The sequence below is a fragment of the Rehaibacterium terrae genome (genome assembly GCF_014202935.1).
Taxonomy (GTDB): Bacteria; Pseudomonadota; Gammaproteobacteria; order Xanthomonadales; family Xanthomonadaceae; genus Rehaibacterium; species Rehaibacterium terrae.
On record NZ_JACHHX010000001.1, the window covers coordinates 252908 to 271377 of the forward strand.

Here is an 18470-nt window from a genome sequence, read left to right on the forward strand (position 1 = left end):
TGGCCGCGCAAGCTTGTCTGTCCGATCAAAGCGCCAACGGGCGAAAGCCCTGGCGCACCAGTTCCGGTTCGTCTCCGGTGCAGTCGATCACGCTGGTGGGGCCGGGTTCGCAGTCCCCGGCGTCGAGCATGAAATCGACAAGTCGTTCGGTCCGCTCCGCCACGGCTTCGGCCTCGTGGCTGGCCAGTTCCTCGTCGTCGGGCAGCAGCAGCGTGGTCGACAGCAGCGGCTCACGGACCGCGGCGATGAGGGCCTGCGCGACAGGGTGGTCCGGCAGCCGGATTCCGATGGCGCGGCGCTTGCTCTGCTTGAGACGGCGGGGAAGCTCGGAGGCGGCCGGCAGGATGAAAGTGCAGGGGCCGGGGGTCAGCGACCGGAGCAGTCGGAAGGCCCGGTCGTCGAGCCGGCCCAGGCGGCCGACCTCGCTCAATGCGCCACAGAGTAAGGTGAACGGGTGCTTGGTGTCCAGTGCGCGCATCCGCAGCACCCGGTCTTCGGCATCGCGCGCCTCCATCGTCCACACCAGCGAATAGCCGGCATCGGTGGGGCACAGGCCCAGCGCGCCGCGGCGCAGCAGGTCGGCGGCGCGTTCGATCAGTCGGGCTTGGGGGTCGACGGGGTGGACGCGGAAGCGTTCGCTCATCGCAGTATCATGCCGCCCTTCGACACGAAGGCAAGCTCACCCATGTGGTATCTGATCCTCGGCCATGACCGCCCCGGTTCGCTCCCCGCCCGCCAGGCCGCGCGTCCGGCGCATCTGGCGCGGCTGGAGGCCCTGGCGGCGCTGGGGCGGCTGTTGCTGGCCGGTCCGTGCCCGGCCATCGACGCCGAGGATCCCGGCCCGGCCGGTTTCAGCGGCAGCCTGATCGTCGCCGAGTTCCCCTCGCTGGAAGCTGCCCGCGCCTGGGCCGAGGCCGACCCCTACGTGACCGCCGGTGTCTACGAGCGGGTCGAGGTGCGGCCGTTCCGCAAGGTGCTGCCATGAACGTGAACGTGGGCGAACGCCGGGTCGCACTGATCCGCGCGGCGATCGAGACCGCGCTGGCACCGGTCGCGCTGGAGGTCGTCGACGAGAGCCACCTGCACGCCGGCCACGAGGGCGCGCGCGACGGTCGCGGGCACTTCGCCGTGCATGTGGTCAGCGCGGCCTTTGCGGGGCTGCGTCCGCTGGCCAGGCACCGGCTGGTGTTCGACGCGGTCGGCGAGCTGATGCGGACCGACATCCACGCGCTGAGCATCCGCGCGCAGACGCCGGACGAGGCCGGCGGCGGCTGAACCGGCGGGGACGGTTCCGGCTATACTGCCGGCCGGCTGCGAGCGCGGGGCGGCCCGAAGCTTGGCCAAGGGAATCAGGCACTTGGCCGAAGGGGCGCCCCCGGTTCGCGTTTCCCATGGATTGACGTGGCGGAACCGTCCCCGGACGGCTCCACGGAGGGCCTCATCTTCCGCGCCGCCGCGGCGTATGCTCCGGACCCATGCGTCTCTCAACGATCAAGCTCTCGGGCTTCAAATCCTTCGTCGACCCCACGACCCTGCACCTGCCGACCAACATGACCGGCATCGTCGGTCCGAATGGTTGCGGCAAGTCCAACATCATCGACGCCGTGCGCTGGGTGATGGGCGAGAGCTCGGCCAGCCGCCTGCGCGGGGACAGCCTGACCGACGTGATCTTCTCCGGCTCGTCCACGCGCAAGCCGGTGAGCCAGGCCACGGTCGAGCTGATCTTCGACAACAGCGACGGCGCAGTCGGTGGCGAGTACGCCCGCTTCAACGAAATCTCGGTCAAGCGCGTGGTCAGCCGCGATGGCCAGAGCAGCTACTTCCTCAACAACGCGCGCTGCCGCCGCCGCGACATCACCGACCTGTTCCTCGGCACCGGCCTGGGCCCGCGCAGCTACTCGATCATCGAGCAGGGCATGATCTCGCAGATCATCGAGGCGCGGCCCGAGGACCTGCGCGTGTACCTGGAGGAGGCCGCCGGCATCTCCAAGTACAAGGAGCGCCGCAAGGAGACCGAAACCCGCATCCGCCACACCCGCGAGAACCTCGACCGCCTCAACGACCTGCGCGAGGAGATCGACAAGCAGCTCGAACACCTCAAGCGCCAGGCGCGCGCCGCCGAGCTGTACCAGCAGTACCAGGCCGAGCGGCGCGAAAAGGACGCCCAGCTCAAGGCGCTCGAATACCGCAGGCTCGACGGCCAGCTGGCTGCGCTGCGCGAGACATTGGCGCAGGACGAGACCCGCCTGGAACAACTGATCGCCGAGCAGCGCCATGCCGAGGCGCAGATCGAAATCTGCCGTGCCCAGCATGGCGAGGCCAGCGAGCGGCTGGCGCAGGTGCAGGCCGAGGTCTACCGCATCGGCGGCGACATCGCCCGCGTCGAGCAGCAGATCCAGCACCAGCGCGAGCTGTACCAGCGGCTGGAGCGCGCCCGCATCGAGGCCGACGCCGCCTGGGCCGAAATCGGCGAGCACATCGAGGCCGACGAGCGTCAGCTCGAGGAGCTGCGCCTGGCCATCGCCGAGGCCGAACCGCGGCTGGAGGCGCTGCAGTCCGAGGATGGTGAACGCCAGGAGGCGCTGCGGAGCACCGAAGCCGCGCTGGCCGACTGGCAGCTGCGCTGGGACGCCTACGCCAAGTCGCACGCGGAAGCCTCGCGTGCGGCCGAAGTCGAGCGCACCAAAATCGAATACCTGGAGCGGCAGGCGCTGGAAGCCGGCCGGCGCCGCGAAGCACTGGCCAGCGAGCGCGGTGGCCTGGATGTGACCACACTCGGCCAGGCGCTGGAGGAGATGCGGCTGCGGCACGAGGAGCAGAAGGCCAGCCTGGATGCGCTCGGCGAGCAGCTCGAACAGCGCAAGCGGGCGGTCGCCGCGCTGCAGGAGCAGCAACGGCAGGCGCAGGCCGAGCTGGCCGAGACCCGCAAGCAGGGCCAGGCCGCGCGCGGCCGGCTCGGCTCGCTGGAAGCCCTGCAGCACGCCGCGCTCGGCCAGGAAAAGGGCGCCGCGCTCGAATGGCTGCGCCAGCACGGGCTGGAAAACGCCGCCCGGCTCGGCGAAACGCTGGAGGTCGAGGCCGGCTGGGAAACCGCCGTCGAGACCGTGCTCGGCGCCCTGCTCGAAGCTGTGACGGTCGACGCGCCCGAGCGGCTGTTCGAGTCGCTGGCGCAGTTCGCCAACGGACGGGTCGCGCTGGTGGCGGCCGACACCGCCCCGGTCGAGGTGGCGCCGGATTCGCTGGCGGCGCGGCTGCGCGGCCCGGCCGCGATCCGGCGCCTGTTGAAGAATGTCCTGGTCGCCGAGGATCTGGCTGCGGCGAAGGCGCGTCTGCCTGCGCTGGCCGATGGCCAGGCGATCGTCACCCGCGCCGGCGAATGGATCGGCCCGGGCTGGGTGCGTGTGCTGCGCTCCGGCGAGGCTCAGCAGGGCGCGCTGGCGCGCGAGCGCGAGATCCACGCGCTGCGCGAGGAGATCGACACGCTGGCGCGGCGCGAGCACGAACTCAACGAGCAGTTGGCGCTGCTGCGCGACCGTATCCTGGAAGCCGAGCAGCAGCGCGAGGATGCCCAGCGCAGCCTGTATCTGGCGCATCGCGGCGTGTCCGAGCTGGCCGGCCAGATCCAGAGCCAGCAGGGCCGGCTGGAGTCGGCGCAGGGCCGGCTCGCCCGCATCGAGCAGGAACTGGCCCAGCTCGCGCAGACGCTGCAGGAGTCGCAGGCGCGCGCCAGCGAGGCGCGTGGCGGCCTGGAGCGGGCACTCTCGGCCATGGGCGAGCTGGAGTCGCAGCGCGCCGCCCTGGAGAGCGAGCGCCGCCTGCTGATCGACCGCCGCGACGCCGCCCGCAACGCCGCACGCGAGGTGCGTGAGACCGCGCATCAACTGGCCCTGACGCTGGAGTCCAAGCGCACCCGGGTGGTGTCGCTGACCCAGGCACTGGCGCGCATGGGCAGCCAGCGCTCGCAACTGGAAAGCCGCCGCAGCGAACTGGCCGCGCAGCTGGCCGACGGCGACGCGCCGATCCGGCAACTGGAAGCCGAGCGGCAGGCCTATCTCGATCAGCGCGTGGTGGTCGAGCGCGACCTCGCCGCCGCGCGTTCGGCGGTCGATGGCATCGAGGACGAGATGCGCCGCTACGAACAGACCCGCCAGCAGCGTGACCAGCAGGCACTGGCGCAGCGCGAGACGATCTCGCGCAAGCGGCTGGAGGAACAGGCACTGGCGCTCAAGGCGCAGCAGCTGGAGGAGGGCATCGCCGCCGCCGGCATGACGCTCGACGCCGTGCTTTCGGCGCTGCCGCCCGAGGCCGATTTCGATGCCTGGCAGAAGGCGCTGGCCGACCTGGAGGCCAGGATCCGCCGCCTGGAGCCGGTCAACCTCGCCGCCATCCAGGAGTACGGCGAGCAGTCGCAGCGCAAGACCTACCTCGATTCCCAGCACGCCGATCTCACCTCGGCGCTGGAAACCCTCGAGGACGCCATCCGCAAGATCGACCGCGAGACACGCGGCCGCTTCAAGGACACCTTCGACCGTGTCAACGCCGGCGTCCAGGAGCTGTTTCCGCGCCTGTTCGGCGGTGGCCACGCCTATCTGGAGCTTACCGGCGAGGACCTGCTCGATACCGGCGTGGCGATCATGGCCCGTCCGCCCGGCAAGCGGCCGTCGAACATCTCGCTGCTGTCCGGCGGCGAGAAGGCGCTGACCGCGGTGGCGCTGGTGTTCGCCATCTTCCGCCTCAACCCGGCGCCGTTCTGCCTGCTCGACGAGGTCGACGCACCGCTGGACGAGGCCAACGTCGGCCGCTTCTGCGCGATGGTGAGCGAGATGAGCGAGAAGGTGCAGTTCCTGTTCGTCACTCACAACAAGGCGACCATGGAGGCTGCGCGTCAACTGTGCGGCGTGACCATGCGCGAGCCGGGCGTGTCGCGCCTGGTCTCGGTCGACCTGGCCGAAGCCTCGCGCCTGGCCGGCGCCGCCTGACCGGAACAGAGGGAGCACACCCGTGGACGCCACCCAGCTTCGCATCATCCTGCTCATCGCCGGCCTGGTGCTGATTGCCGCGATCTATTTCCTCGGTCGGCCGAAGAAGCCCGATCAGGGACGCCGCAGTGCCGCGCCTGCGCCCAAGCGCAGCGGAGCGCGTGTGGAGCCGACGCTCAAGGAGATCATCGAAGCCGAGGCTGCCGAACACGCGCAGGGACGGGACGACCCGCGCGACGTGCAGGACGAGCTGGAACTGATCGACCGCAGCCTCGGCGACGGCGAGCCGCGCGCGGCGCCTGGCGGCGGGCAGTCCGGGCTGGGTGCCCGGCCGCAGACCGACTACGACCGCATCGTCACCCTCTACATTGCCGCCCGCGCCGGCCACCTGCTGCACGGCCCCGACCTGGTGGTCGCCGCCGAGCGCGCCGGTCTGGTCTACGGTCACATGAACATCTTCCATCGCCTGCTCGATGGCCATCCCGAGGCCGGGCCGGTGTTCTCGGTTGCCAACATCCTGCAGCCGGGCAGCTTCGACATGGCGCAGATCCAGACACTGCAGACCCCGGGCATCACCTTCTTCATGACCCTGCCGGGCCCCATGCCGGCGCTCGATGCCTGGGACATGATGCTGCCGACCGCGCAACGCATGGCCGAACTGCTCGACGCGGTGGTGCTGGACGAGGAGCGCAACGCGCTCGGCCGTCAGCGCATCGCCCACATCCGCGATGAGCTGCGCGCCTACGACCGCAAGCAGGAAAAACTGCACCAGCCGCCCCGCTGGTGACCGCATCCACCCTGCAGGGGCGGCCTCAGCCGCGACCCGAAAAGCGGAAAACGAGTGAAGAGGAGCGGGAAGTGAGAGAAGGGCAGCGCTGCGACGAGCCGACGCTTTCTCCCGCTTTCCGCGCCTCCTTGCTCGTCTGTCGCCTCCCGGATTGCGGGTGGGACCTGCCCGGGATGATCCGTCGCATCCCGGCTGGAACTCCAAGGCACCGACCACCGCAATGAGCAACACATCCGCCGCCGCCCGTGTCGCCGAACTGCGGCGTCTGATCGAGGACGCCAACTACCGCTATTTCGTGCTCGACGACCCCAGTATTCCCGATGCCGAGTACGACCGGCTGATGCGCGAGCTGCAGGCGCTGGAGGCCGAGCATCCCGAACTGCTGACGCCGGACTCCCCGACCCAGCGGGTCGGCAGCCAGGCTGCGCGGGAATTCGCCGAGGTGGTGCACGAAGTGCCGATGCTTTCGCTCGGCAACGCCTTCAGTGAGGACGAAGTGCGCGACTTCGTGCGCCGCATCGCCGAAGAAACCGGGGACGCCGACCCCGAGTTCTCGGTCGAGCCGAAGATCGACGGGCTGGCGATCAGCCTGCGCTACGAAGACGGCCGGATGGTGCGCGGCGCCACGCGGGGCGATGGCCTCACCGGCGAGGATGTCACCGCCAACCTGCGCACCGTGCGCGCCATTCCGCTGGTCCTGCGCGGGGAGGCGCCGGCGGTGCTGGAAGTGCGCGGCGAGGTCTACATGCCCAAGGCCGCCTTCGAGCGCTTCAATGCGCAGGCGCTGGCGCGGGGCGAGAAGCCGCTGGCCAATCCGCGCAACGGGGCGGCCGGCTCGCTGCGCCAGCTCGACCCGCGCGTCACCGCGCGCCGGCCGCTGAGTTTCTTCGCCTATGGACTGGGCGCCGTACAGGGCTGGGACCTGCCGGCCCGGCATTCCGAGACGCTGGCGAAACTGCGTGCGTTCGGACTGCCGGTATGCCCCGAGGCCGACGTGGCGCGGGGGCTCGCCGGGCTGCTGGCCTACTACGCCCGCATCGGTGCGCGGCGCGACGCGCTGGCCTACGACATCGACGGCGTGGTCTACAAGCTCGATCGCTACGAGCAGCAGCGGGCGATGGGCTTCGTCGCCCGTGCGCCGCGCTGGGCGATCGCGCACAAGTACCCGGCGCAGGAGGAGCTCACCGTCGTCGAGGGCATCGATGTGCAGGTCGGCCGCACCGGCGCGATCACCCCGGTGGCGCGGCTGAAGCCGGTGCAGGTGGGGGGTGTCACCGTCACCAACGCCACCCTGCACAACGCCGACCAGATCGCCCGGCTGGACGTGCGCGTCGGCGACAGCGTGATCGTGCGCCGCGCCGGCGACGTGATCCCCGAGGTGGTGCGCGTCATCGAAGAGCGCCGCCCGCGCGACGCAAACGGCGAGCCGCTGCATCCGCCCTATGCGATGCCGGCCGTGTGCCCGGCCTGCGGCTCGGCCATCGTCCGCGAAGCCGGCGAGGCGGTGGCCCGCTGCAGTGGCGGGCTGTACTGCCCGGCGCAGCGCAAGCAGGCGCTGATCCACTTCGCCTCGCGTCGCGCGATGGACATCGAAGGCCTGGGCGAGCGCATCATCGAGGACCTGGTCGATCTCGGCTACGTCGAGACCGTCGCCGATCTCTACCGGCTCACGCTCGAGGATTTTCTCGAGATGAAGCGGCGTGCCGACGAGCGCGATGGCACCGTGCCGGAGACGGTGAAGTCCGGCAAGATCGCCACCAAATGGGCCGAGAACCTGGTCGAGGCCATCGACCGCAGCCGTGGCGCCGGCCTGGAGCGGCTGCTGTTCGCGCTCGGCATCATGCAGATCGGCGAGGAGACCGCCAAGGCGCTGGCACGCGCGTTCGGCTCGCTGGAGGAAATCCGCCATGCCGACGCAATGCTGCTGCTGGCGGTGCCGGACGTCGGCCCGAAGGTGGCGCAGTCGGTCGCCGCCTTCTTCGCCGAGCCGCACAACCAGCAGGTGATCGATGCGCTGCTCGCGGCTGGCGTCAGCGCACAGGGCAGCGGCGCGCCTTCGTCGATGCTGACCAGTCGGCTCGACCTGGCGCACCTGCTTTCCGCGGCCAAGGCGCTCGGCGCACCGCTGGCTGGCCTCGGCGACACGTCCATCGAACGGATCGGCGCGCGCTGCGCCGACCTCGCCGCGTTGCGTTCGCTGGGCGAACACGGCCTGATCGCGCTCGGCGTGCCGGCCGCGCCCGCGGCCGCGCTGCTGGCCCTGCTCGACGATCCGCACTGGGGCCCGCGCCTGCGGGCGGCCGAGGCGCAGATGCACGCGCTGCGCGCACGCGCCCGGGCCGATGCCCGCACCGGTCCGCTGACGGGCAAGACGGTGGTGCTGACCGGCGCGCTTTCGTCGCTGACCCGCGAGGAGGCCGGGGCCAGGCTGGAGGCGCTCGGCGCCAAGACGGTCAGCAGCGTATCGAAAAAGACCAGCTTCGTGGTCGCCGGCGAGGCGGCCGGCTCCAAGCTCGCCAAGGCGCGCGAGCTGGGCGTCGAGGTCTGGGACGAGGCGCGGCTGCTGGCCTTCCTGGCCGAACACGGGAAATGACGGAACCGCTGCGCCGCAGGGTATGTTGTAGAACGGTGCAAGCCGCGACCGCCATGGCTGGAAACGAGTGAAGAGGAGTGAGGAGTGAGGGAGCGACAAGGCTGCGGTCAGCCGATGCTTTCCCTCGTTTCTCACTCCTCTTCACTCACTCCTCTTCACTCACTCCTCTTCACTCACTCCTCGGCTCTCGCGGTCGCGGCTGAGGCCGTCGGCCTCCGGGAGACGACCACGTCGTTCCTGCAGTCGTGTCCTTCTCCGCGCTTCCCTTGCGCCGCATCTCCAGACTTCGACGATGACTACGAATCCCGCCAACGACTGGCAACCCACCGCCCCGCTCAGGGCGCTCAAGCTGCGCGCCGGGCTGTACGCGCTGATCCGCCGCTTCTTCGCCGAGCGCGGCGTGCTCGAGGTCGAGACGCCGATCCTCTCCGAGGCCGGCAATACCGATCCCAACATCCAGAGCCTGAGCCTGGAATTCGAGGGCCCCGCCGCAGCCGGCCAGCGCCGGCGCTGGCTGCGCACCTCGCCGGAGCACGCGCTCAAGCGGCTGCTCGCTGCCGGCGTCGGCGACTGCTACGAACTCGGTCGGGTGTTCCGCAACGGCGAGGCCGGCAAGTGCCACAATCCCGAGTTCACCATGCTCGAGTGGTACCGCGAGGGCTGGGACCACCATCGCCTGATGGAGGAGTGTGCCGATCTGGTGCAGGCGGCGATGGCGCTGGTCGGCAAGCGCACCACGGTGCGCCGGATGAGCTTCGGCGAGCTCTACCGCGACCGTTTCGGGCTCGACCCGCATACCGCCAGCGAGGCCGAGCTGTACGCGCCGCTGGCGATGTTCGGCATCGATCCGCAGGGCCTGACCCGCGACGATCTGCTCGACCTGCTGATGACCCATCTCGTCCAGCCGGTACTGCCCGACAACCGCATCCTGCTGCTCTACGACTATCCGGCCTCGCAGTGCGCACTGGCGCGGATCCGCCCCGGTGAGCCGCCGGTGGCCGAGCGCTTCGAGCTGTACCTGGGCCCGCTGGAACTGGCCAACGGCTACCACGAGCTGTGCGACGCCGGCGAGCAGCGCGAACGGTTCGGCAGGGATCTGGTCGTTCGCCACCGTCGCGGCCAGGTGCGGCCGCCGGTCGATGAGCGGCTGCTGGCGGCGCTCGACGCCGGCCTGCCGTCCTGCGCGGGCGTCGCCCTGGGCGTGGACCGCCTGTTGATGGCCATGCTGGGCTGCGAGCGGATCGCCGATGTGCTGGCCTTCCCGTTCGAACGCGCCTGAGCGTCGGTCGCAAGCCGCCTGGCGGGGCGCAGCACCGCTCGGCTTGGCAGTGCCAGGGCGTTGAGTCAGACTTGTCGACGTCTCGCCTGGCAGACGCGGGACGCCGATGGCAACGGAGCCTGGCCCTCGCGTGACCACTCGTCCGACCACGACGGCATCTCCCCCGATTTCCGGCGACGCTGCGGCGCCGGCGACGCAATCGGGCAGCGTCCCCTTCCCGCACCTGGCGGCCCTGCTGGCGTCGCGGCTCGAGTCCGCCATCGAGGGCGCCATGTGTCTGGTGCTCGTGCTCGATCCGGAGACCGGTCGGCTGCAGGTCGCGCATGCAGAGCGCCTGCCGCAACGGTGGGTGGAGGCGGTCGCCGGGCTGCGTCCGGACCCCTCCCTGGGCAGCTGCCCGCGCGCCGTGGCGCTGGGGCGGCGCGTGCTGACGCCCGACGTGGCCGCCGATCCGCATTGGGCGCCGCTGCTCCCGCTGGCCGACGAGCTCGGGCTGCGCGCCTGCTGGTCCGAGCCGATGATCGATGCGGCGGGCTGCGTGCGCGGCGCGCTGTCGGTGTACTTCGACCGCGTGCGCGAGCCGACCGAATGCGAGCTGCGGACGCTGGCCGACTTCGGGCGGCTCGCCGGCCTGGCCGCCGGGCTGCATGCCGCCGTGCTCGGCGAGCAGGAGATGGCGCGCATCGACAACGCTGCCGTGCGCGTGCTGTCGAAGTTCATGAGCCAGGGCGAGCCGCGCCGGCGCGCCGAGGAGATGGTGCGGGAACTGGCCGCGCTCACCGAGAGCGAGCACGGCCTGCTGGCCGAGGTGGTCCGCGACGGACAGGGCGGCGTTCTCCTGCGGGCGCTGGCATTGACCGCCGAGCCCTGGGACGGGGCCTCGGCCGAGTTGCATCGCCAGTACCTCGACAGCGGGCTGGAGATACACAATCTGGACAGCCTGCTCGGGTATCCGGTCACCAGCGGCGAGCCGCTGATCGCCAACGATCCGCCCGGCCATCCGGGCTGGGGCGGCACCCTGCCGGCGGGGCATTTCCCGTTGCGCAACTTTCTCGGTGTGCCGCTCAAGCGCGGGGACGAGGTGATCGGCCTGCTGGCGCTCGCCAATCGTGACGGCGGCTACAACGAGCGGATGCTTTCACGGCTCAAGGCCGTGTTTGCGGCCTGCGCCAGCATGATCGTCTGGCTGCGCACGGATGCCGAGCACCGTGCCGCCAAACGACGGCTCGAGGAGGAGCGCGCGCTGTTGCGGGTCGTGGTGGAGAGCCTGCCCGACCCGGTGGCGATCAAGGATGCCGACGGTGCCTATCTGGAGTGCAATCCGATCTTCGCCGACTTCGTCGGCATGAAGCGCGAGGACATCGTGGGACGCCACGCCGGCGATATCTTCCCGCCCGAGGTCGCCGCCCGCTTCGAGGAGGACGACCGCCGCGCGATCGCGTCGGATTCGGTCATCACCGCGATGCACTGGCAGAAACACGGCATCACGGGCCAGATGTGCCTGATCCAGATCCACAAGCTCGCCTTGCGCACCGCCGAGGGGCGCCTGCGCGGCGTGCTGATGGCGGCGCGCGACGTCACCGACATCTACCGCAGGAACGAGCGCGAGCGGCTGGCGGCGGAAGTGTTCGCCAGCTCGGCGGAAGGGCTCGCGGTCACCGATGCCGCGGGCATCGTCGTGCAGGTCAACCCGATGCTGGAGGAGATGCTCGGTCGCAGCGAGTCCGAGCTGGTGGGCCAGCCTTGGCACCTGCTCGATCCGGAACTGCTGCGCGGCGGCCTGGCCGACGACCGGCTGCCGCCGGAGGGGCACCGGGGCGAAGGCTGGCTGACCCACGTCGACGGTTCGCGTTATCCGGTATGGCGCACGGTCACCGCCGCACGCGACGAGCAGGGGCGGACGGTCAACTTCATCCTCGGCTACCTCAACATCGCCGAGCTGGTGCTCGCGCGCGAGCATCTCGACCACCTGGCCCACCACGATGCACTGACCGGCCTGCCCAACCGCGCACTGCTGACCAGGGATCTGCAGCGGGTGCTGTCGCGGGCGCGCTTCATGCACAGCGGCGTGGCGATCCTGTTTCTGGATCTGGATGGCTTCAAGAACATCAACGATTCGCTCGGTCACAGCGTCGGCGACCGTCTGTTGCAGGCGGTCGCCGCGCGGCTGCGCGCGCTGATCCGCGACAGCGACATGGTGGCGCGGATCGGCGGCGACGAGTTCGTGATCGTGCTGGAATCGCTGAAGGATCCCGGCGGCGCCGAGCGCGTCGCGGAGAAGGTGATGGAGGCGTTCAACGAGCCTTTCGTGGTCGGCGAACACAGCCTGTACCTGACCCCGAGCATCGGCATCAGCCTGTATCCGGGCGACGGCGAGGACGCCGAAACCCTGCTGCGCAATGCCGATACCGCGATGTATGCGGCCAAGGCGGCTGGCCGCAACACCTTGCGCTTCTATTCGCGCGAGCTTACCCGCGCCGCTGCCGAGCGGCTGGCCTACGACAACGCCTTGCGCACGGCGCTGCAGCGGGGCGAGTTCACGCTGCATTTCCAGCCGGTGATCGGTCTGGCCGAGCGGCGGATGGTCGCGGCCGAGGTCCTGCTGCGCTGGCGCAGCGAGATGATCGGCGAGGTTTCGCCCGCCGAGTTCATTCCGGTGGCCGAGTCCAGCGGCCTGATCGTGCCGATCGGCGCCTGGGTGCTCGAACATGCCATCGCCCAGGCGGCCCGCTGGCGGGAGGCGGGCCTGCCGTCGCTGCGCTTCGCGGTGAACGTGTCGGTGCGGCAACTCGAGCGCGGTGGCTTCGACCGACAGGTGTTCGCCCTGCTCGAGCGCTTCGGCCTGCCGCCGGCGTCGCTGGAGCTGGAGGTCACCGAGAGCGTGCTGGCACACCAGGAGGAGCAATCGCAGATCCTCGCCCAGCTCAAGGCGTTGCGGGACGGCGGCGTGCACATCGCCATCGACGATTTCGGCACCGGCTACTCCTCGCTGGCGCGATTGCAGCGGATGCCGGTCGACCGGATCAAGATCGACCGCGCCTTCATCAGCGGCGAGGAGAATGGCGGCGAGCACGCACATGCCATCGCCCGCGCCATCGCGGCGGTGGCCGGCGAGCTTGGCCTGGCGCTGACGGCCGAAGGCATCGAGGACGCCGAGCACGCGCGTTTCGCGCAGGAGCTCGGTTGCGACGAAGTGCAGGGCTGGTGGTTCGGCCGGCCGATGTCGGCCGAGGCGTTCGAGCGCAGCCTGCGCGCGTCCATGGCCGCGCTAACCGGCGACTGAACATCGATCGCGGCGGCCGGCCGGGTTGGCCGCGTATTCATCCGGACTCGCCTAGCGTCGTGGCGCGGCATGAGCCGCGAGAGGCGAGGTGGACGGGCGATGTTCGACTTTCGAATCCGGCGGATGGGGCTGCTTGGCGGTCTCGCGATCGGTCTCGGCGCAGGCCTGCTGCCGGCGGCCGCACAGGCGGAGCGCGGGTACGGCCGAGGCTGGAGCGGCGAGATCGTGCTGTGCGAGTCGCATCGCGGGCGCGAGGCCTGGTGTCCCGCCGATACCCGTGGCGGCGTACGCCTGCTGCGCCAGCACTCGAATGCGTCGTGCATCGAGGGGCGCACCTGGGGCTGGGACCGGCGTGGCATCTGGGTGGCCGGCGGTTGCCGGGCCGAGTTCGCGGCCTATGGCGGCCATCCCGGACGCGGGCACGGCCGCGGGCATGGTCGTGGCCGTGGCGGCGCGATCGGCATCCATCCGGTCTTCGTCACCTGCGAGTCCCATCGCGGGCGCACCCAGTGGTGCGATGCGCCACTGGGCCGTGGCGGCGTGCGGTTGGTCGAGCAGTATTCGCGCGCGGCCTGCATCGAGGGGCGTACCTGGGGCTGGGACCGGCGCGGCATCTGGGTGGCCGACGGCTGCCGGGGCGAGTTCGCGGTGTACTGACTCAGCGCTTGCCCGGGGGCCTCTCCGCCCGCTCCGCGTGCGGACCCCACCCGGAGACGAGCTTGAGCGGCGGCAGGGCGAGCGCGAGCGCCTCCGCGCTCCAGTCGCGCAGCTTGGCAGGGGTGAGTTTCAGCATCCCGGCCACCGGCGCCGGCAGCCAGTCGGCGCCGGCGCGGCGCAGCTTGCAGACGCCGTCGGCGTAGCGGCCGGCGGCCCAGGTGGCCGCGACTGCGCGGGCGGTGGCGGTCACCAGCGGGTCGAGCGGGGTGTAGCGCAACACGGTGTCGGCCATGCCGCGCGGGATCCAGGTCGAGAGCAGCGCCTGCACGCCGGCCCGGCTGGCCAGCGGGGTGAGCACGCCCTGCGACTGCGCGACCGCCAGCACGCCGTCGATCTCCCAGCGAGCCGGCTTCAGGCCATGCCGTGCGTACACGGCGCGGACCAGGTGGCGCTGAATCCGCTCCTCGGACCAGACGCCCGCGGTGCGGCGCAGACGCGTCGGGATGAACGGCTTGAGCAGCGGGATGCCGTCCAGTACGACCTTGAGCGCGGCGCCGGCGCCGGCCTTCACCGCCGCGGTGTGCAGCAGGCTGTCGACCGCCATGTCCCGCGACAGCATCGGGGCTGGGGAGGACGGGGCGGAAGCTCCGGCAGGGGCTGTCGCGGGAACCTTGGCCGGCGCCGGCGCGGGCTTTCCACGCGGTGTCTTCCGGGCGGGCTTGGCGGGTGCCTTGCGTGCGGGCATGAGCGGAGCATAACGCGGACCGCCGCGAGGTGTATCGGGTAAGCTCGCCGCTGTTTTCTCCTGCAAGGATTCCGATGCTCGACTTCGACCGCTACGACCGCGTCCGTCCGATCCGCTGGCTGGGCGACCGCCTCTCGCTGCTCGACCAGCGCAAGCTGCCTTTCACCGTCGAATACCTCGACTGCGCCGACAGCGACGCGGTGGCGCAGGCGATTCGCGATCTCGTGGTGCGCGGTGCGCCGGCGATCGGCATCGCCGCCGCCTGGGGTGCGGTGCTGGCGGGGCAGGGTGTGGAGGCGGCGGACGGCGGCACGGCGCTGGCCAGGCTGGCCCCGGCGCTGGACCGGCTCAATGCCGCCCGGCCGACCGCGGTCAACCTGATGTGGGCGCTGGCGCGCGTGCGCCGCGCCCTGGCCGGCGCGGGCGCCGACTGGCGCCTGGTGCTGGAGCGCGAGGCGCGCACCATCGAGGCCGAGGATCTGGCCGCCAACCGGCGCATGGGCGCGCTCGGCGCCGGGCTGATCGCCCCCGGCGCCGGCGTGCTCACCCACTGCAACACCGGCTCGCTGGCGACCGCCGGTTTCGGCACCGCGCTGGGCGTGATCCGCGCCGGCGTGGCGAGCGGCCGCATCGCCCGCGTGTTCGCCGGCGAAACCCGGCCCTGGCTGCAGGGCGCGCGACTGACCGTGTGGGAACTGCAGCAGGACGGCATCCCGGCCACCCTGATCGCCGACGCCGCGGCGTCGCATCTGATGCGGTCCGGTCAGGTGCAATGGGTGGTGGTCGGCGCCGACCGCATCTGCGCCAATGGCGACACCGCCAACAAGATCGGCACCTACCAGCTCGCCATCGCCGCCCGGCACCACGGGCTGAAGTTCATGGTGGTGGCACCGTCGTCGACGGTGGACATGGCCACCACGCGCGGCGAGGACATCGAGATCGAGCTGCGCGACCCCGATGAACTGCTCGGCTACGGCGGCCAGCGCACGGTGGCCGCGGGCGTGACGGCGTGGAATCCGGTGTTCGACGTGACCCCGGCCGGACTGATCGACGCCATCGTGACCGAGAAGGGCGTCATCGAGCGTCCCGACCCGGCGCGGATGCGGGCGGTGTTCGGCGACTGATCCGGCCCCTGGCGCGCCTGCCGCCGGGGCCCGCAAGTGCTTGTTCCGAGCGCGAAACGGGACCCTTCGGGGCGCCCGTCCGTGGTACCATTTCACGTCTTTTCGACCGGCCTTTCGGACGGTCGGAAACCGTCGTTTGAATCAACTTCATAAAGTTGCTTCAAGTCGCTGAAACAAAACGGAAAAACGAATGTCCGAGCTCGCCAAGGAAGTCATCCCCGTCAACCTCGAAGACGAGATGAGGAAGAGCTACCTCGATTACGCCATGAGCGTGATCGTGGGACGCGCCCTCCCGGATGTCCGCGACGGCCTCAAGCCGGTCCACCGCCGGGTGCTGTACGCGATGAACGAGCTCGGCGCGCACAGCAACAAGCCCTACTACAAGTCGGCCCGAATCGTCGGTGACGTGATCGGCAAGTTCCACCCGCATGGCGATACCGCGGTGTACGACACCCTGGTGCGCATGGCGCAGCCGTTCTCGCTGCGCTACCTGCTGGTGGACGGCCAGGGCAACTTCGGCTCGATCGACGGCGACGCCGCCGCGGCGATGCGCTACACCGAGGCGCGCATGTCGCGTCTGGCGCACGAGCTGATGGCCGACATCGACAAGGACACGGTCGACTTCCAGCCCAACTACGACGAGAAGGAACTCGAACCCACCGTCCTGCCGACGCGGGTGCCGAACCTGCTGGTCAACGGCTCGGCCGGCATCGCCGTGGGCATGGCCACCAACATCCCGCCGCACAACCTCTCGGAGGTGATCGACGCGACCATCGCGCTGATCGACAACCCGGAGATCGGCATCGGCGAGCTGATGGAGTACATCCCCGGTCCAGACTTCCCGACCGCGGGCATCATCAACGGCACCGCCGGTATCCACGCCGCCTACCACAGCGGCCGCGGCCGCGTGCGCATACGCGCGCGTGCCGAGATCGAGGTGGACGACCGCACCGGCCGGGAGGCGATCGTCGTCACCGAGATCCCGTACATGGTCAACAAGGCCCGGCTGATCGAGAAGATCGCCGAGCTGGTGAAGGAGAAGAAGCTCGAAGGCATCTCCGAACTGCGCGACGAGTCCGACAAGGACGGCATGCGCATCTACATCGAGGTCAAGCGCGGCGAGAGCGCCGAGGTGGTGCTCAACAACCTGTACGCGCAGACGCCGATGGAGTCGGTGTTCGGCATCAACATGGTGGCGCTGGTGGATGGCCGTCCGCAGCTGCTCAACCTCAAGCAGATGCTGGAAGCCTTCGTGCGCCATCGCCGCGAGGTGGTGACCCGGCGCACCATCTACGAATTGCGCCGTGCGCGCGCCCGCGCCCACATCCTCGAAGGCCTGACCGTCGCGCTGGCCAACGTCGACGAGATGATCGAGCTGATCAAGACCTCGGAGAATCCGCAGGTCGCGCGCGAGCGCATGCTGGCGCGGCGCTGGCCGCCGGGCATGGTCGGCGCGCTGCTGTCTGCGGCCGGTGCCGAAGCCTCGCGCCCGGAGGATCTGGCGCCGGGTCTGGGCCTGCTGGAGGACGGCTACCAGCTCTCCGAAGCGCAGGCCAGGGAAATCCTCGAGATGCGCCTGCACCGCCTCACCGGCCTGGAGCAGGAAAAGCTCACCGACGAGTACCGCGCGCTGCTCGATACCATCCGCGGCCTGATCGACATCCTGGAAAACCCGGACGTGCTGCTGGACGTGATCCGCACCGAGCTGCGCGCCACCCGTGCCGAGTTCGGCGACGCGCGCCGCACCGAGATCCGCCAGAGCGAAGAGGACCTGGACATCCTCGACCTGATCGCGCCCGAGGACGTGGTGGTCACGCTCTCGCATGCCGGCTACGCCAAGCGCCAGCCGGTCAGCGCCTACCGCGCCCAGCGCCGCGGCGGCAAGGGCCGCGCGGCGGCAGCGACGAAGGAAGAGGATTTCATCGACAAGCTGTGGCTGGTCAACACCCACGACACCCTGCTGACCTTCACCAGCGCCGGCCGCGTGTTCTGGCTGTCGGTGTACCAGCTGCCGGAGGCCGGCCCGAACGCGCGCGGCCGCCCGATCGTCAACTGGATTCCACTGGAGGAAGGCGAGAAGGTGCAGGCCGTGCTGCCCGTACGCGAGTACGCCGAGGGTCACTACGTGTTCTTCGCCACCCGCAATGGCACGGTCAAGAAGACCCCGCTGACCGAATTCGCCTTCCGCCTGCAGCGCGGCAAGATCGCCATCAATCTCGACGAGGGCGATGCCCTGGTCGACGTGCAGCTCACCGACGGCAGCCGCGACGTGATGCTGTTCGCCTCCAACGGCAAGGCGGTGCGCTTCGCCGAGAGCGAGGTGCGCTCGATGGGCCGTACCGCCACCGGCGTGCGCGGCATGCGCCTGGCCGAGGGCGAGCATGTGGTCAGCCTGATCGTGGTCGATGGCGACGGCGACATCCTCACCGCCACCGCCAACGGCTACGGCAAGCGCACCGCGCTGGCGGAATACCCGCGCAAGGGCCGCGGCACGATGGGCGTGATCGCCATCCAGACCTCCGAGCGCAACGGGCCGCTGGTCGGTGCGATCCAGCTCACCGAGCAGCACGAGATCCTGCTGATCTCCGATCAGGGCACACTGGTGCGCACCCGCGCGGCGGAGATCTCGCAGGTCGGCCGCAACACCCAGGGCGTGACCCTGATGCGCCTGGCCGAGGGCGAGAAGCTGCAGGCGATCGAGCGCGTGGATGCGATCGCCGAGGAGGAAGCCGATGGCGAAGGCGAACGCGGGGACCTGCCGCGGACGGCCACGCACGAAGTGGCCCCGCAGCCCACAGCCTGAGACGGGCGGTCCGCCCGGCTGAAACGAACAAGGGCGCCGCCGGGCGCCCTTGTTCGTCATGCCGCGGGAGCGGCATCCCGGTGCTTCGACGAGCCTGCCCCCAGCGCGAGGGGAGGGGTGAGGCGGCTTCGTCCGCGCCGGAGGCCTTGCCGCTGCGATCTTCGGCTTCAGCAGAGAATCGGGTCCCGGCTCGTGCCTGGATGACGATGTTCCGGTGCTC

General features: G+C 70.5%; 12 protein-coding genes. 10 read left to right on the forward strand and 2 right to left on the reverse strand.

The annotated features are described in order from the left end of the window. Positions 1 to 25: 25 nt before the first annotated feature. Positions 26 to 643 (reverse strand): L-threonylcarbamoyladenylate synthase, encoded by a 618-nt coding sequence (locus HNQ58_RS01085; RefSeq protein WP_183946932.1) that lies wholly within the window; start codon positions 641 to 643, stop codon positions 26 to 28. A gap of 42 nt (positions 644 to 685) precedes the next feature. Between HNQ58_RS01085 and HNQ58_RS01090 the strand changes: the two genes are divergently transcribed. The 8 genes from HNQ58_RS01090 (at position 686) to HNQ58_RS01125 (ending at position 13578) form a co-directional block, all read left to right on the forward strand. Further along, the gene (locus HNQ58_RS01090; protein ID WP_183946933.1) at positions 686 to 985 is read left to right on the forward strand and encodes a YciI family protein; all 300 of its coding nucleotides are present in this window, start codon (positions 686 to 688) and stop codon (positions 983 to 985) included. Then, a complete protein-coding gene (locus HNQ58_RS01095; RefSeq protein WP_183946934.1) occupies positions 982 to 1275 on the forward strand; it encodes a BolA family protein in 294 nt (97 codons plus the stop codon). Before HNQ58_RS01090 ends, HNQ58_RS01095 begins: the two co-directional genes overlap by 4 nt. 200 nt (positions 1276 to 1475) lie before the next feature. Then, positions 1476 to 4979, forward strand: coding sequence for a chromosome segregation protein SMC (smc, locus tag HNQ58_RS01100; RefSeq protein ID WP_183946935.1), 3504 nt, complete (start codon positions 1476 to 1478; stop codon positions 4977 to 4979). Between the two features lie 22 nt (positions 4980 to 5001). Continuing rightward, positions 5002 to 5766, forward strand: coding sequence for a cell division protein ZipA (gene zipA, locus HNQ58_RS01105; RefSeq protein WP_183946936.1), 765 nt, complete (start codon positions 5002 to 5004; stop codon positions 5764 to 5766). A gap of 220 nt (positions 5767 to 5986) precedes the next feature. Further along, positions 5987 to 8359 (forward strand): NAD-dependent DNA ligase LigA, encoded by a 2373-nt coding sequence (gene ligA, locus HNQ58_RS01110; protein ID WP_183946937.1) that lies wholly within the window; start codon positions 5987 to 5989, stop codon positions 8357 to 8359. A gap of 292 nt (positions 8360 to 8651) precedes the next feature. After that, complete coding sequence (gene epmA, locus HNQ58_RS01115; protein WP_183946938.1) at positions 8652 to 9638, forward strand: EF-P lysine aminoacylase EpmA; 987 nt, start codon at positions 8652 to 8654, stop codon at positions 9636 to 9638. A gap of 130 nt (positions 9639 to 9768) precedes the next feature. Next, positions 9769 to 12921: an EAL domain-containing protein gene (locus tag HNQ58_RS01120; protein ID WP_183946939.1), complete on the forward strand. Its 3153-nt coding sequence runs from the start codon at positions 9769 to 9771 to the stop codon at positions 12919 to 12921. Positions 12922 to 13020: 99 nt separating this feature from the next. Then, on the forward strand, positions 13021 to 13578 hold the full coding sequence (locus HNQ58_RS01125) for a DUF3011 domain-containing protein (RefSeq protein ID WP_246416772.1): 558 nt from the start codon (positions 13021 to 13023) through the stop codon (positions 13576 to 13578). 1 nt (position 13579) lies between these two features. On the opposite strand, the gene HNQ58_RS01130 is transcribed toward HNQ58_RS01125, so the two are convergent. Continuing rightward, positions 13580 to 14197: a hypothetical protein gene (locus tag HNQ58_RS01130; protein ID WP_183946940.1), complete on the reverse strand. Its 618-nt coding sequence runs from the start codon at positions 14195 to 14197 to the stop codon at positions 13580 to 13582. Positions 14198 to 14397: 200 nt separating this feature from the next. Between HNQ58_RS01130 and mtnA the strand changes: the two genes are divergently transcribed. Together mtnA and gyrA are read left to right on the forward strand one after the other, a co-directional pair. After that, positions 14398 to 15447, forward strand: coding sequence for an S-methyl-5-thioribose-1-phosphate isomerase (gene mtnA, locus HNQ58_RS01135; protein ID WP_183946941.1), 1050 nt, complete (start codon positions 14398 to 14400; stop codon positions 15445 to 15447). A 190-nt stretch (positions 15448 to 15637) separates the two neighbouring features. Continuing rightward, on the forward strand, positions 15638 to 18250 hold the full coding sequence (gyrA, locus tag HNQ58_RS01140) for a DNA gyrase subunit A (protein WP_183946942.1): 2613 nt from the start codon (positions 15638 to 15640) through the stop codon (positions 18248 to 18250). Positions 18251 to 18470 lie beyond the last annotated feature (220 nt).